Annotated in this window: 16 protein-coding genes; 5 read left to right on the top strand and 11 right to left on the bottom strand. The window is 36.6% G+C overall.

The window, feature by feature from the left end; genetic code table 11:
• Window positions 1-252 (top strand): hypothetical protein (locus tag QVB70_RS06490; protein ID WP_287584608.1); only part of this gene is annotated, 252 nt, incomplete at its 5' end.
• Between the two features lie 21 nt (window positions 253-273).
• Here the strand turns inward: QVB70_RS06490 and QVB70_RS06485 are convergent.
• From QVB70_RS06485 to QVB70_RS06470, 4 genes are all read right to left on the bottom strand, one after another.
• Window positions 274-1590 (bottom strand): MBL fold metallo-hydrolase, encoded by a 1317-nt coding sequence (locus QVB70_RS06485; protein WP_287584606.1) that lies wholly within the window; start codon window positions 1588-1590, stop codon window positions 274-276.
• A 160-nt stretch (window positions 1591-1750) separates the two neighbouring features.
• Entirely contained in the window at window positions 1751-2497 is a 747-nt protein-coding gene (locus QVB70_RS06480) for a 2-phosphosulfolactate phosphatase (RefSeq protein ID WP_287584603.1), read from the bottom strand.
• Window positions 2498-2966: 469 nt separating this feature from the next.
• Window positions 2967-4013 carry a tryptophan--tRNA ligase gene (gene trpS / locus QVB70_RS06475; protein ID WP_287584601.1) on the bottom strand — a complete coding sequence of 349 codons (1047 nt, stop codon included), beginning with the start codon at window positions 4011-4013 and terminating at the stop codon, window positions 2967-2969.
• A 210-nt stretch (window positions 4014-4223) separates the two neighbouring features.
• Window positions 4224-4649, bottom strand: coding sequence for an archease (locus QVB70_RS06470; protein WP_287584599.1), 426 nt, complete (start codon window positions 4647-4649; stop codon window positions 4224-4226).
• Window positions 4650-4989: 340 nt separating this feature from the next.
• Here QVB70_RS06470 and QVB70_RS06465 point away from each other — a divergent pair, with 340 nt between their 5' ends.
• Window positions 4990-6447, top strand: a complete 1458-nt coding sequence (locus QVB70_RS06465; RefSeq protein WP_287584598.1) for an RtcB family protein — start codon at window positions 4990-4992, stop codon at window positions 6445-6447.
• An 86-nt stretch (window positions 6448-6533) separates the two neighbouring features.
• Here QVB70_RS06465 and QVB70_RS06460 read toward each other — a convergent pair whose 3' ends face one another.
• Window positions 6534-6800, bottom strand: a complete 267-nt coding sequence (locus tag QVB70_RS06460) for a hypothetical protein (RefSeq protein WP_287584596.1) — start codon at window positions 6798-6800, stop codon at window positions 6534-6536.
• A 62-nt stretch (window positions 6801-6862) separates the two neighbouring features.
• On the opposite strand from QVB70_RS06460, the gene QVB70_RS06455 reads away from it, so the two are divergent.
• Window positions 6863-9862, top strand: a complete 3000-nt coding sequence (locus QVB70_RS06455) for an N-6 DNA methylase (RefSeq protein WP_287584594.1) — start codon at window positions 6863-6865, stop codon at window positions 9860-9862.
• 60 nt (window positions 9863-9922) lie between these two features.
• On the opposite strand, the gene QVB70_RS06450 is transcribed toward QVB70_RS06455, so the two are convergent.
• From QVB70_RS06450 to QVB70_RS06430, 5 genes are all read right to left on the bottom strand, one after another.
• Window positions 9923-10237 (bottom strand): signal recognition particle subunit SRP19/SEC65 family protein, encoded by a 315-nt coding sequence (locus QVB70_RS06450; protein WP_287584593.1) that lies wholly within the window; start codon window positions 10235-10237, stop codon window positions 9923-9925.
• A gap of 85 nt (window positions 10238-10322) precedes the next feature.
• On the bottom strand, window positions 10323-10700 hold the full coding sequence (hypA, locus tag QVB70_RS06445; protein ID WP_287584590.1) for a hydrogenase maturation nickel metallochaperone HypA: 378 nt from the start codon (window positions 10698-10700) through the stop codon (window positions 10323-10325).
• Between the two features lie 42 nt (window positions 10701-10742).
• On the bottom strand, window positions 10743-11159 hold the full coding sequence (locus QVB70_RS06440) for a hypothetical protein (protein ID WP_287584589.1): 417 nt from the start codon (window positions 11157-11159) through the stop codon (window positions 10743-10745).
• Window positions 11160-11201: 42 nt separating this feature from the next.
• The gene (locus QVB70_RS06435; protein WP_287584587.1) at window positions 11202-11918 is read right to left on the bottom strand and encodes a TraB domain-containing protein; all 717 of its coding nucleotides are present in this window, start codon (window positions 11916-11918) and stop codon (window positions 11202-11204) included.
• A gap of 3 nt (window positions 11919-11921) precedes the next feature.
• Window positions 11922-12716, bottom strand: coding sequence for an ATP/GTP-binding protein (locus QVB70_RS06430; protein ID WP_287584585.1), 795 nt, complete (start codon window positions 12714-12716; stop codon window positions 11922-11924).
• A 323-nt stretch (window positions 12717-13039) separates the two neighbouring features.
• On the opposite strand from QVB70_RS06430, the gene QVB70_RS06425 reads away from it, so the two are divergent.
• Window positions 13040-13327, top strand: a complete 288-nt coding sequence (locus QVB70_RS06425) for a PRC-barrel domain-containing protein (RefSeq protein WP_287584583.1) — start codon at window positions 13040-13042, stop codon at window positions 13325-13327.
• Window positions 13328-13435: 108 nt separating this feature from the next.
• Here QVB70_RS06425 and QVB70_RS06420 read toward each other — a convergent pair whose 3' ends face one another.
• Entirely contained in the window at window positions 13436-13918 is a 483-nt protein-coding gene (locus tag QVB70_RS06420; RefSeq protein WP_287584581.1) for an NYN domain-containing protein, read from the bottom strand.
• A gap of 449 nt (window positions 13919-14367) precedes the next feature.
• Here QVB70_RS06420 and QVB70_RS06415 point away from each other — a divergent pair, with 449 nt between their 5' ends.
• A complete protein-coding gene (locus QVB70_RS06415; protein WP_287584579.1) occupies window positions 14368-14682 on the top strand; it encodes an undecaprenyl diphosphate synthase family protein in 315 nt (104 codons plus the stop codon).
• Window positions 14683-14719: the final 37 nt, after the last annotated feature.

Here is a 14719-nt window from a genome sequence, read left to right as displayed (position 1 = left end):
TGCTCTGTAAACGGTGGTTTAAACAGAGAGGAAACTCTCAGTGATCATCGTAGAGTACTGACTGATAACCTTGGCGAAGAGAACCTACTCCCCTGGTGTTGGGAGCGGCGGGACTTGCGAGTACCCGTTATTAAAACACCACCCGAGGTTGGGTACACCAACCCCTGTCTTCGCAGAAAGGGTTGTGTGAGCAACGCTCGACCTCAATTCATGTATCCCCCCAACAAGTTGAGGGGTCTTCTTGCGAGGTAGTTATAAAATGGTCTTCCTTTATCAAATCTCGATAGTTTCTCCAACACGAGGAACAAATGTTTCAACACCCTCCTTTAGCTCCTGAACTCTTTTACTGAAAGCAAACGCCTTTTCTTTCTCGCCATGTACCACTATAACCCTTTTCAGGCCTTCTATTTCTGAAAGAATGCGCATGAGCCCGGCCTGATCGGCATGTGCACTAAATTCAAAATGGTGTACTTTCGCGTTTATTTCTACTTTTTCACCGTCGATTTCTAATACACGTTCGCCTTCTTGAAGTTGACGACCTCGCGTTCCTTTTACCATGTATCCAGTAAGACAAATGAGGTTTCGTTCATCATCTCCTAACTCTTTGAGATAACGTATTACCGGACCGCCTTGTACCATCCCGCTTGTTGTGATAACAATAGCAGGTTGTTTTGTATTAATAAACTCGTCACGTTCAGAGGACGTTACTTCATGAAACATCTCAGATTCCCATGGTGACCTCTTAGTATATCTTATTTGTCGGCGAATTTCAGGACGAAGATATAGCCAATATAACTTGTAGATTTCGTTCATTTTTCTTATCATTCCATCGATATAAACTGGCACTTCAGGTAAGAATCCGCTTCTCATGTAGGCCTCGATGGAGAGCATCGCCTGTTGAGCTCGTCCTGCCGCAAAAGCTGGAATAATGACTTTTCCTTGCCTCTTTAATGTGTTCTTAACAGCGAGTGCAAATTCTTTTTCGGTCTTTTTAAGATTGGGTAAACGATCATTAGGGTCACCATAAGTAGATTCAATAATCACAGTCTCTGTTGGTAAGGTGCTATCAGCTTGGTGAAGTGTTCTTGTATGGCGCGCGTTTACATCACCTGTGTAAAGAACAGTGTGCCCATCTATTTCTAGCCAAACCATGGCGCTCCCTAGAAGATGCCCTGAACGATATAAGATCATTTGTGCATTCGATACATCTAAAGGTACTCTGAATCGGACATCAACGGCATGAGATCTCATAGCTTGAACATCTTCTGCCTCATATGGACTTTCTTCGTGAGCTCTAGAAAGACGAAGATAATCGAAAACTAGCAGTTCAGTCATATCTTGTGTCACAGGCGTGGCGTAAATCGGACATTTGTATCGTTTTATGAGTGCAGGAGCGTGCCCAGAGTGATCTAAATGTGCATGTGTTAAGATCACAGCGTCTGGAGTATCAGGTAGCGGAAGAGGGTATCTATTTTCATCAGAAGCACCTAAATGCACACCAGCATCAAGAACTAACTTTGTGTCTTTGCTTTCCACAAATACACACGATCTACCGACCTCTTGCGCTCCTCCTTGAAATGTAATGTTCATTAAATCAACAGCCTCCATTCTTACTTTAAATGGCTTCATATAAAACAGTAATGAGTTAAATGAAAAAGTCAATCACTTTTATTTGTCAACTATAATATAATTATTAAAGGGATATTTAGAAAAAAAGATTTAGATAAAAATCGACTTATCTAAGAAACCGTTAGTGTAGGGCATCTGCAACATCTTGAAAAAGGTATGCGTTAGATTCTTTAAGTAAGACTTTAGGAACAAGTAGATATCGATCTACCTGGAGACAAAGATCTATATCCCTTTCATATCCCAAGCGCTTCAATTTAGCGCCTTCTGCGGAATTCTTTATTAAATTGTTAATATTGTCTTTATTTCTTTCATAACTTTCTGATGCTAATTTCGCATCTTCATCAAGAATGCATCCCTTCTCACCCAATTTAGAAGCTATAAGTCCTGCAGCGAGCCAATCTTCGCATTCCTCTATTGGACCACATGCTATAAGTACTATATCCAAATTCGTTTGTTTTGCTATGGTATATGCTGTTGCAGATACAGCAGAGGCGTTTAAAAAACCACCAACTAGTATATGCTCTGAATTTCCCACACTGTGTATTATTCGAGTTCCGTTGGAAGTCGTAAGGACGAGAAATTTTTGAGAAACTGAATTTTCTAAGATTTCAATGGGTGAATTGCCATGATCAAATCCTGACACCTTTTTATAATCCCGTTCTCCAGCTAAGATACAGTTTTCAATGCGATCTTTCAAAAGCCATACTGTATCAAGATCTGGAGCTGCATATACTCCTTTTGCTCCTGCCGCTAAACTACAGGTAATCATAGTACCTGCACGGATAACATCTACAATAATATACACAGCGTTTTTCTTTTCCAATTCAATAGAATTTTCCATTCCGAATAAATGAACTTCAGGTTTCATTAAACGATTCACCTTTTTGTTTTATAAAATCACAAAAAAAGCGGATACTAAACGTGAATTTAATTGTGATTAACACTACGACGACGAGGAGGACGAGGATGACGACAAACTACTTAAAACTAATAATGTTGAAGAAATAGAAGTCAACCTCTTTGTTATCATATTATCACATCATCTTGTAAGGCAAGTACTACTGTCATCTTTTATAAAATTTTCTAAAGATACCTTTTCGAGATTTTATCTTAAAATATGATTTGCTGGAACACTTATTGCTACTATGTGGTATTAAAACAACATATTTTCTTCTTAAAGACACTCTTAGTATCATAAAAGTGTTTTATTTAAATAAAGCTTCAAAAAGTAATCTTTAAGAGCATTAAATAAACACCAAAATAAATTGAGGGGTAAATAGTGGATCCAGGCAGACCTTGGCTATGGTGAGCCTTACAAAAATTGCTTTATTGGAAACTCATTCAGCTTCAAGAAGTTTTCTTGCAAGATCAATCTTTTTCTCTTTTATTTTGCGGTGCTCTTTGATCCAACTCAATACGAACCCACACACACGCTCTTTACAGGGGCCGCATAGAGTTTCTCCGTTAACACATTCTTTATAAATTTGCTGCATTATTGTGTCATCTTCCACAAACAGATACATAGCTAGCATATAAATCATACATATTTCTGTTTGGCCGCCTAAACGTCTTTGCTCTTCTGCTGTTACACGTCCTCCAGTAAAAGCATTCATAAGTTTGTTTCTGATATCCTCAAGATCCTCACTTAAGTCGAAATAACTCATTGGATTTCGCTTACTCATCTTCGCGGAACCATCTAGTCCTGGCATAATTTTATGATAAGTGGCACTTGGTTCAATGAAATTTTTTAGTTTTCGTGCAATTTCCCTTGTTATTCTTAAGTGAGGGTCTTGATCTGCACCGACTGGTACAACTACGGGCTTTGGACCTCCAAAATCTTCTGTTTCGGGTAAGAGGATGTCGCCTATCTGTACCAACGCACTCATATACAGACCAAAAGTTATTCTCTCTCCATATATAGCCAACATTTGATTTGTCGTGACCTTTGAACCAGCCAAAAACGCGATGTCCGTCACGCGTTTCTCTGCTGATTGTCGCCAGATATAGCCTTTTTTCGGGGTGGGATCAAATCCAAGTGCCAATATGTCTGCTGTATTATCGATGGCACTATCTAACGCCTCATCGTACGGCAGTTGATTATCCATAAGGCTTTCTATGTCTGCTATTCCATAGAATGCCATAGCCCCATATTCCTTCTGATAATAAACAATCTCGCTCGCCGTCATCAAAGAGCCTAAATGAAACGCGCCCGTAGGTTTAATTCCACTCATAACAGCAAAGGGCTTTTTGGTGAGGATAGCATCTAAGATGACATCGAATCCGCGATGTCCAAAATTGATACCACGTCGCATAAATTTATTAGGTCTTGGAATTTGTTTTACCAATTCTTTAGAGAAAGGCTCAATTCCGAATTCTTCAATCAATTTTGTATAATCACTTATTGATGTCGTTCCCCAAGGATCTAATTTTGAAATTCTTACTCCTCCTAGTTGTTCTTTTGTCGGCTCCTGTTATAGTTTTTTTATCTTCCTAAAGATATGCATTCCACATTATCAGATATATGTCAATAGAAGAGTGATACAATCATTTTTGCTTTAAGAGAATTTCTATTTCAAATGCTAATTAGAATTGGGTTAAATATCCAGAACAAACTGTAAGCGAACATGAGACTCTTTTTTTTGTATTTGCATCTCAGCATAGGTGATTGCCTTAACTTCTGTTCCTTGTGAATGTTTATCTATATCGAACGCTTCACCCCAGACGTCTCCTGTAAGATACCATTCAGCATTTTTCAGTTCTATTTTGTGCACTTTAAACCTTGAAAATACTAAGCCATCCGCGTCAAACAAGACAATCAATGCTTCTAGCCATTCATATAAAAGAGCAAAAAGATCCTCGCCAGTTACAGTAACTGATCTCTTCTCTTTCGCCTCTACCTTTGATATTTCGGTCATAATCTCTGTTAGCGCTTGACCAGCGACTTCAAAAGTTTCTTCAAGTGAACTTCCGAGTACTTCAAATTTTACATCAGCAGTATGATCCAATATATTATAAGTCATAACAACACCTTGAGGAACTTCACTTCTTTAGGCGTATAATTTACGCATTTATCATTCTTGTTTGGTATACATCCCCTATTTTTTCTTCTTCGACATTTAATAACTCATTCAATTTCAACTGAAATTCATAAGTAATTATATACGTTTCACTCAGATGTGCTTTGAACCTTATAGGGACTCTAGCCATCAACAGAATGCTTATATAAGGACACGCTTCTCATAAAAAAGAATGTTTGGTATATGAACAGTTCTCCCCAGAAAATTGGAGGAATCAAATAAAGAGTTTCTTAATACTTGAATAAGATTTATTGTAATTATTGAATTTACGCGAGGTTATGAAATGCCATATCAAGGTCCATTAAACCAGATTTCGGAAAACATTTACGAAATTCCTATCAAACATAAACAAGGGATGAGAGTTCCAGGAAGAGTTTATGCTAGTCCTGAACTTCTAGAAAAAATGAAGGGTGATCTTACACTTACACAGTGTGTAAATGTAGCGCATCTACCAGGGATACAAAAGTTTGCGATTACCTTGCCCGATGGTCATCAGGGCTACGGCTTTCCTATTGGTGGTGTGGGTGCTACTGACGTAAATGAAGGAGGCGTTATTTCCCCTGGAGGCGTTGGCTATGATATTAACTGTGGTGTACGTCTACTTTGGACGACTCTTGAAAGAAAGGAGGTCGCGCCTAAGTTAGATGACCTCTTATCAACACTCTTTAGGACAGTCCCCTCTGGTGTTGGGAGGACGGGACAAATACGTTTTTCAAAAGGAGAATTAGATGAGGCATTACTTGGGGGAGTAAAATGGGCTGTTGAGCAAGGATATGGATGGCGTATAGATGCAAGTCATTGTGAAAGCCAAGGATCTCTTGAACACGCAAATCCTGACAAGATTAGTGAAAAAGCAAAAAGTCGTGGACAACCTCAATTAGGTACATTAGGTAGTGGAAATCATTTCCTTGAGCTTCAATATGTAGAGAAAATCTATGATGAACGCATAGCTAAAGCTTTTGGTATAACTAATGAAGGACAAGTCACAGTAATGATTCATACAGGATCACGTGGATTTGGACATCAAGTTTGTTCAGATTATCTTCGTGTTATGGAAAATGCAGTGAGAAAGTATAAAATAATGATTCCTGATAGAGAACTGGCATGTGCGCCTGGGACGAGTAGAGAAGGTGAAGATTATTTTGCCGCGATGGCATGTGCAGCTAACTTTGCATGGGCAAATAGACAGTTCATCACTCATTGGGTAAGAGAAGGATTTGATAAATGGTATAAAACAGACCCCGACGAACTTGGACTTCAACTTATTTATGATGTAGCACATAATATTTGCAAACAGGAACGTCATGTCATTGATGGTAAAACAAAATCACTGTTTGTTCATCGAAAAGGTGCAACACGAGCATTTCCAGCAGGTCACACCGATCTTCCGCAAGATTATAAACCTATTGGCCAGCCAGTAATTCTACCTGGCTCGATGGGTACGGCATCATATCTACTTTGTGGACAAGATACTGCAATGGAATATAGTTTCGGTAGTACTGCACATGGCGCTGGACGAGTTATGAGTAGATATAAGGCAAAAAAGAGATATTTCGGAGAGAAAGTTGCTAGTGATTTAAGGCAGAGAGGAATATTTGTATATGCCACAAGTAACAAAGTAATCGCAGAAGAGGCACCAGGGGCATATAAAGATATTAATCAAGTTGCCAAAGTCTCTAATGACGTAGGGATCGCATCTTTTGTTTGTAAATTACGTCCTATGGGTGTTGTAAAGGGATAACAAAACTCAAAAGTCCTAATTCCAATAATAAAACATTCTCAAGACCTTTTAATTCTAAAAATCAATAGTAGTTAATGCCATTCAAACTAGGGTTTTGGGATATATTTTCGAACAGTTGCAATTGAATTATCTGAAACTCCACTAGTTTTCATACTCTCTTCGTTTACCCATACTTCCATTTCTGGAGTATCTGCATTACTGTTTGCAGTAAAATAAAAACGCTTCTTTTTTGTAACAACAAGTTCTATTTCATCATCTTCGGCTATCCCAAGTTCTTCCATAAGAGTTGGATGAAGTAATGCCTTTTTGGGAGGAATATCCTTTAAGTATACACGTATACGCTTTTGTTGCACAGTTCAACCCTCGCTAATTTGTAGAATTAAACTACCTTAAATAATTATGTTATGAATAGTTATTGCAAGTTATCCAAAAGCTTGGTGAAAAACTGGTGTACAATGAACTCAACTATGAAGTCGTCAAAAGCCTTAAAGCATGGATAAAATTCATTTCAAAGGTTATTTTTGTCACTGATCGAAAAACTAAAACTGAATTTATCGTCTTTTTAATCGCTAAACTCATTTCTATCCAAACATTAGCGGATTTTGGCATTATTGATCCACAATGGCTTAAGAATTCGTGGAATTCCTTCAATAAAAAATTGTATTCGAACGGCAAACTTACTGTATTAAAGAAGTTTTTTGAACAAATTGATGTACTATTTAGGGAATATTTTCATCGTGATCTGTTTAAGTTAAATATTCTTGAATATATTGACGAGAACGAAGATAATATTGCAATCTTCTATCAAAACCTGCAATTAGTTCTGGGTCTTAACAATAGCCAAGATTCATCTAGCAAGCTTAAGGGCATAACACAATATAATTATCAACATATCAATGAAAATATCTTCGGAAAAGTCTATGAAAACTGCCTTACTGAGATACGTCACGAAGAGGGCGTCTACTATACTCCTTCACATATTGTGGAATTTATCGTTGAGAACACTGTAGGCGAGGTATTTGATCAATATCTCACAGAAATAGAGTTTCAGATGAATGAAAAAAACTTCGAAGAAATAACAAGATTACTTCATAAATTTGTATCATTAAAAGTCTTAGATCCTTCCTGTGGTTCAGGAGCTTTTCTCATTGAAGTTTTTCGAGTAATAGAAAAGAAATACTCGACGCTTAATCAATTAATTTCGAAACTTGAGACGAGATATTATTCATACAGAGGCTACAAACATAAATCTGGTGAAATGGAAATAAAAACTTCAAAAATTAATGAAATGAGAAATATTTTTGGAACACAAGACGAACACAAACTAATATTCAGTATTCCTATAAGACACCTATTTGGAATTGAATTGGATAAAACTGCTCTCAATATAGCCAAGATCAGTATCTTGCTAGAAACTATAAAACTAGCTTCATCACAACCTGGATTGGAAGAAAGTCTAAGAGAAGGTGGTCATCAGTTTTCTTATTTGGAAATGAATTTTATACATGGTAATACTGTTGTAGGGCTTCCTAATGAACATATTATTAAACATCTAAAACAAAAGAAATTAGAGATCCGCCAACTTTTTGAGGTAAGGAATTCATATCTTGCTAATTTTGAAAATCCAAGACCTCTAGTAGACATAGAATGCGTTAAATCAAGTCTAAGAAAAGAACTAGATGAATGTTTCCAAAGATATCTTGAAAATCTGAATTTAACTTCAGATATTTTGGAGGATACAATTCCATTATATTGGGCTCTTGAGTTTTGGTATGTTTTTTTCGATCAAGAGGGAATCACTTTAAGCGAGGGTGATTCAGGTTTTGACATTGTTATAGGTAATCCGCCTTATATCGATTCTGAGACAATGACGAAGATGAGTCCCAATATCAGACATTATTGTGCAAAACAATATGTAAGCGCGTCTGGCAATTGGGATTTATTCTGTGTATTTATCGAAAAGGGAATTACACATACTAAGAACGATGGATATTTTAGCTATATTATCCCAAATAAGCTTCTCGCTGCTGAGTATAGCTTAGAAACACAGAAAATACTTGAAAAATATGCTCTCAAGAGGATAAGTGATTATTCAAGAACGAAAGTTTTTGAGTCAGATACAAGTGTGTATCCCATTGTGATTGTTTTACAAAAATCATCTCCTAAGAGCAATGATATTATCCAAGTAGAGATTATTGAAGAGTCAGAAGAAAACGAACTCAAATTATCCTCTGAAAACCAAATTACTGTGGAAACGTTTAGGGAACTTCCAAAAGGTTTGTGGTCTCCTTTAGTTAGAGAAAACTTTCCATTTATTCAAAAGGTTTTGAACATTTCCAACGCTCTTCTTCAACATAGTAAAATTGTTGGAGCTGCCTCTGTTTCAGAGGCGTATAAAATAAAAGAAATTTTAAAGGAAACCTCAGAAAGCGAATTTAATCAAAGTAATTTAGCGTTTATAAACACAGGAACCATAGATCGTTATAATGTACTTTGGGGACTTCTACCAACAAGGTATATTAAAAAAACTTATAGCAAACCTATTGTCAGACGTAGCGATCTTAGAAATATCTCAGAAAAGAGATTAAATGAATCAACTTCTCAAAAAATCATTATTGCTGGAATGACACTAAGACTTGAAGCAATATATGACCTAGGCTATCTGGTGGCTGGAAAATCAACTATTCTCGTGCTCCCAAAAGACTTAGACTTGAAATTTTTGATAGCGTGTATTAATAGCAAACTGATTAGTTTTATTTATAGAGAACTTTTTGAATCACTGTCATTGCATGGGAGATATCTTCGTATCGGTCCCCCTCAAATTTCACGCATTCCCATTCGCCGCATCAATTTTTCCACAGCAACAAACACCCGTAAGGCTCTTTTTGAAGAAGCAAAAAAACTCTATAAAAAATATCTAGTAACTAAAGATTACAACATAATCAGCGATTTCATCGAAGATCGTCTACCAAAAGACAAAAAGGGTGATCTAATCATCGAAAATGAAGAAAGTGACATTATTTATGACATCTTAATTTATTTAGCTGAACAGATAATAGAGCTGAACAAACAGAAAAATGAAGTAATTACAGAATTCATCGAATGGTTCGAAAAGGAACTAGATACGAAAATTGAGAATATGATTCACAAAAAGAAGTTGATATTTTATTATGATCTTGATTGTAATGAGTTTCTAGACGTTCTGGGAAAAAATCAAGCTCAAATTCCCATAATACTCTCAGATAGGGCAGTTCAAGATAGTCTAAGGAAAGTGTTTGAAAAAAACCTTGCGATACTTTCCCCTCTGATAAATAAACTCAAATTAGTTGATGAACTCATTGACCAAGTCGTTTACAAACTCTATGGGTTAACTGATGAAGAAATTGAGACAGTGGACACTACTATTCCACGTTAAGGTAAAAAGACGTTTTTTTTGTAAGGTAAACATACTCAGTCAAAAGAATTTAAGTTAGGCTTATTTCTTAGAACGCGATTTCTTTTCTTGAATGCGAGTTCTCAATTTTTTAATACCAAGTGCAATCTTTTGGAGTGCTTTGCTCTTTGTATCCTTCTTACTGATTTTTACATAGCCTGGATCTTCCCACCATGCCCTGGAGTAATATGCGGAAGAATTTACGATAGGCTCATATTTGAATGCTTGAGCAACAAGATATATTTCCCGAACTGTTGGGTTCTCAACCGCAATCTTCCGTGAGATTTTACGCCCTTGATTTCTTGTTTTTAAGGCATTAATGTAAGCCGGCCAAATTGTATAAGCATCGTCTTTCATGAAAACTCCTCAATGATTATGTTATTTATAAATTAAAATCATAGCTCTTATATTTTTAATACAAGATTTTTTAAGTTTAAGCTATTCATTTTGATGCTATGATATCTTTTACACCCAGTTCTCGCCCGCCAATAATTTCAGTGTGGGTATCACCACACTTGGGACATTTTAAAGATGACATAAGAAGGTTTTGTAGTGGGTCATCTTCTATTGGAGGGCTCTCTCCTTCATAACCGCATTTCTTGCAACGAATTCTTCCTGGCATTCTCGTTATATTAATCTTAGCATCTTCCGCGATGGTATCTTTCGAAGTAATTTCTAGTGTAAATCTCAGACGATCTTCGCTGACAACTGTCAGATCGCCAATCTCCACGTTAATTTCTAAGATTTTCTTCGCATCATATTCTTTTGCAGCCTTAAGAACAGTTTCGATGATGGAAACAGCTAAACTGAGTTCATGCATCTTTTATGACTCCTTTAATTAAACATTGCATAATTATGTTATTTACGTATTCCATTCTTTGTGCGCAATAATACCTCCGAATGAAACAAATCCTCCTCCAATAATGGCCAATATCAAAGCAATTGTGTCCATAAGATTAAATCGAGACTGACTATAGACAACACTCCATATGAAAACATCTAAAACAACAAAGCCGAATGCCATGAGACTCAAAGTGGATGCAGCTGACGTTTCACCCAGATATCGTGAGGGTTGTAAATATCTAGTGTGAAATACTGCCATATCCATATCTGTTGCTGCAGCATATGTTGCAATAGCTGCCAAAAAGTTTGGTATCAACGTGAAGATAATACCTGGGCTTTCTGGATAATAAAAGAAGGTTGTAATCCAGCTTATAAATAAAGCACCAGTGGCGATTATTAGGATTTGCGTAGCTTTCGTGAAGTCAATTTCAGTCATAATATCTTCTCTTATTATCGCAAAACTCACAGCGTTTCATTTTTATATATTCTGTTCGTGATGTTTCGAAAAATGTGCGTTTATTCGTTTCTTAATTCCATTAAGATGCCCTAGCCCAATTACAGCGACTATTTTCTTTTCAGGGAATGTATTAAGCAATGAAATTATGCGTTTTGAAATATAGGCATCCCTTTCTTGAATTAAGATTCTTGAAATACCTGGAAATTTTTTATGCAGAGTGCCCATGAACTCTGGAAGGATGTCATTCGGATTTGTCTCCAAGTCTAAAAGAGAATAACTGATATCTTTCTCAGCCCCAAGGATGCCCTTTACGAGTTCTATTATCAATCGATTCTTCTCAAGACCTACTGATTGAAAACGTTGAAGGGTAATCGGAAGTGGTTGGTCAACAAAAAAGATTTTTGAACCAGTTTCCTTTGCTGATTTGATAGCAACAAGCATTTCCTCACCTGGGATGACACCAAATTCTTCGCCAAGCCCTTGTTCAAGGTGAGAAATTAACCAGACCATCAAATTTGTCGAGAAACTCCCTTGGCGCGCAGATAACAGGAGTTCACCAAAACTTAAGGTTGCTTTAGGCTGTTCTAATAATGCCTCATATCGTCCTTGATCAAGTTCAACTGCGACAATTTCTGGTTTTTTTTCAAGGATCAAATCACGAACTCGCCGTTTACTCTCAGGACTGACATGAATAGTACCAACAAGAAACAGCCTATCAAAAAGTACTTCGATTTGCATTAACTATTCCGACTCCCAGCGATAACTTTCTTCTGGATCCCAGCTATAACTGTCGAATATATGCTCCAGACCACCAGCGAGATCGTTCATACCATCCATCGTTACAGAAGATACAGGGATTACCTCTCCGATGTATCCCTGCATTTTGAGAGCATTGAGAAGCGTTACATTTAATTCTCTTTGCTGCCCTCTCGTAGAGATTTCCAAGGCATCCGCAAGAACTACTGGATCATTCCATCTACAAATCCGTTCTATTTCCTCTTCTGATATCAAGTCTGTCTTTGAGAGCACGGTAATATGGGGGACTGGAAAACGCACCTTTAATGATGCGCCAAGGAGCACCATTGATACGAAACTGGCAGGCGTTTTTGCAAGTAAAGCATCGATTAAATGAACGACAACGCTGTTTTTACTTAATGCAGTCACAAATAACAAACCTGCGCTTCTATAAGCAAAAATCTCCATTTGACCGACAGTATCAACAACAATATAATCTGCATCGAAGCTCTCGATCTCTTTTTTGATGTCGTCAATTTTTGTAACCAAGATATCGGACGCTGCGATGAGTGCACCGTTCGGTCCTAGACCATATTGTTCTATAATCTGCTCTAAGTTTACATAATCTCTCACATCAACTTCTGGAGTGTATGGCAATTGACGCACTCCAGGATCCATATTCACTCGAACGACTCTCCAGCCTTCATCAAACAATAGTCCTGATAATTTCAAAGTCAGAGCAGATTTTCCACTCCCAGCAGTTCCAAGAATGTAAACAATATGAGATGAATCTGATTCCATGCGATATATCTCCCAAGAACATCTTGTTAAACAATAATCATTATTTTGCAATCAATTACTAAAAGGGCGTTAAATATTTGCACTTATCACAGAACTTTCTATCCAGATAACAATGAACTTTCATAGAATAGAAAAATTTTCTAATACTACATGTAAATATATACGATTAAAGACGAAGACACATTAATCAACATATTTGTATATTATATAATAAACCCGCGAAGTGATATCACTCATCATCAAGTAGAGTTATTGCAGGCAGTATGTGATGAATCAACTACTCCTCTCTGTCGGAAGGACTGAGTCTCCTTCGGTGATTTAAGATGAATATAAGAGTTTCTTCTGTGCGTGGTAAAAAGGTATATACCTCTGTAGGAAAGTATCTTGGACATGTTAATAGCTTGAAATTTGATATACAAAGGAATAAAATTGCTTCGCTTTTAGTCAAAATCGATAGACGCATAAAAAGATTGCAATCTCGTGTTGTTTCAATCCCATATGATTGGGTAACTGCCGTCGGAGATATCGTGATTATTGATAAAAAACTGTCAGCTTCTTGGAGTAAAAATAAAGAATCTAATATTCAAAACAAAGATTTTGTTGAATTATAGATATTAAGAGAACAATATCCACAGATATTGTTGAAAAAAGTCTCATTTTGAAAAATATTAATGCTACTGCATACACATTGCACTAGATCTTGTCAATATGATCGATTTCTATTCTGTGAATATAGTTTCCTCTGACAAGACAACGATATAATCTGCAGCATTTTCTAATGTTTCACTAAACCCTTCTGTTCTCCCAAGCACGACCGTTTCCTTACCTAATTCCTTTGCTTTAATGAAAATCGGAAGAAAATTAATATCAGATGTCCAAAAAGCAACTATTTCAAGTTCATCACTGTAAATTAAGTCCATGGCTTCAATCGACATGTAGACATCTATATCTCCAGGTACAACAATTGGTAGGTATCCTTTCGTCAATATTTTGTCAATATAGGTATCTGGTAACTGTTGATCGAGAATTACTTTCGCAATTCGTAAATCACCAATTGATGCAATAGTTTCATCAATTTTTTCTAGATCTTCCTCAATATTTTCTACAAAAAGATTAGAACCATCGATCAAAAGACCAAGTTTCTCTTTTTTTACATCTTTCTTTCTACGAAGTACCCTTCCAACTCTGCGAAGAACACTCAAACTGTCACCTTCCTAGCAACATATGTACATTGAACATAACATTGTATATGACTTTTGATATAAGATTTCTCGATAGTTTCACCTATGCGAGTATCTTCTTTCTTTAAAAATGCAGTGATCTATCACTCATTGAATTAGTGGACTTAATATTCATTGCTGAATTGTTTGACTTGGAATAGTGCATTTCATATTGCTAAAGTCAATATAACTGCAAAGGGATTATATTTGCGAATCAGGCATAGTGCACCTAACTAAAAGCACCTAAACGTCTAAAATGGAAATCTTTATGAGTGCACCCAGCGATGTAGGTGTACATTTATTTCATAGATTATATGAATATTTATATCTATTTGTCAGGACATCTTCTCTACAACGAATATCATCTATATCAGTCCATTCTCACCAATATTAAAAGATAAGAAACTTCGACAGTGAAAAGGTGAGTACTAGTGAATTTGATTTCTCCCATCTACAAACTTTACAAAGCGTGGTTAAAAAGACAGATCAAAAATGGAGATGAAACCCGGCAACCTCCGCACCACATTGGTATAATACTAGACGGAAATAGACGATTCGCGCGTGAAAAGGGATTGGATGTCTGGATGGGGCATCAATTTGGTGCTGCCAAAATAAATGCAGTTCTTGATTGGTGTTGGGAGGCTGGCATTAAGATTGTAACCATTTATTCCTTTTCGACAGAAAACTTTTCGCGACCCTTACAAGAAGTCGCTGAAATTATGAAAATTGCTATTCAAAAGTTTTAAGAAATTCTTACTAATCCGAAAATCCACTCACGTGAGG

Origin of the sequence: Candidatus Borrarchaeum sp., assembly GCF_019058535.1 — an archaeon.
Lineage (GTDB): Archaea > Asgardarchaeota > Sifarchaeia > Borrarchaeales > Borrarchaeaceae > Borrarchaeum > Borrarchaeum weybense.
This window is presented reverse-complemented; position numbering and strand designations above follow the sequence as displayed.

Excerpts from the sequence above, each read along its gene's own strand:
- QVB70_RS06485 (WP_287584606.1), bottom strand. The coding sequence starts at position 1,590 with ATGAACATTACATTTCAAGGAGGAGCGCAAGAGGTCGGTAGATCGTGT.
- QVB70_RS06480 (WP_287584603.1), bottom strand. The coding sequence starts at position 2,497 with ATGAAACCTGAAGTTCATTTATTCGGAATGGAAAATTCTATTGAATTG.
- QVB70_RS06470 (WP_287584599.1), bottom strand. The coding sequence starts at position 4,649 with ATGACTTATAATATATTGGATCATACTGCTGATGTAAAATTTGAAGTA.
- QVB70_RS06465 (WP_287584598.1), top strand. The coding sequence starts at position 4,990 with ATGCCATATCAAGGTCCATTAAACCAGATTTCGGAAAACATTTACGAA.
- QVB70_RS06450 (WP_287584593.1), bottom strand. The coding sequence starts at position 10,237 with ATGAAAGACGATGCTTATACAATTTGGCCGGCTTACATTAATGCCTTA.
- hypA (WP_287584590.1), bottom strand. The coding sequence starts at position 10,700 with ATGCATGAACTCAGTTTAGCTGTTTCCATCATCGAAACTGTTCTTAAG.
- QVB70_RS06440 (WP_287584589.1), bottom strand. The coding sequence starts at position 11,159 with ATGACTGAAATTGACTTCACGAAAGCTACGCAAATCCTAATAATCGCC.
- QVB70_RS06435 (WP_287584587.1), bottom strand. The coding sequence starts at position 11,918 with ATGCAAATCGAAGTACTTTTTGATAGGCTGTTTCTTGTTGGTACTATT.
- QVB70_RS06430 (WP_287584585.1), bottom strand. The coding sequence starts at position 12,716 with ATGGAATCAGATTCATCTCATATTGTTTACATTCTTGGAACTGCTGGG.
- QVB70_RS06425 (WP_287584583.1), top strand. The coding sequence starts at position 13,040 with ATGAATATAAGAGTTTCTTCTGTGCGTGGTAAAAAGGTATATACCTCT.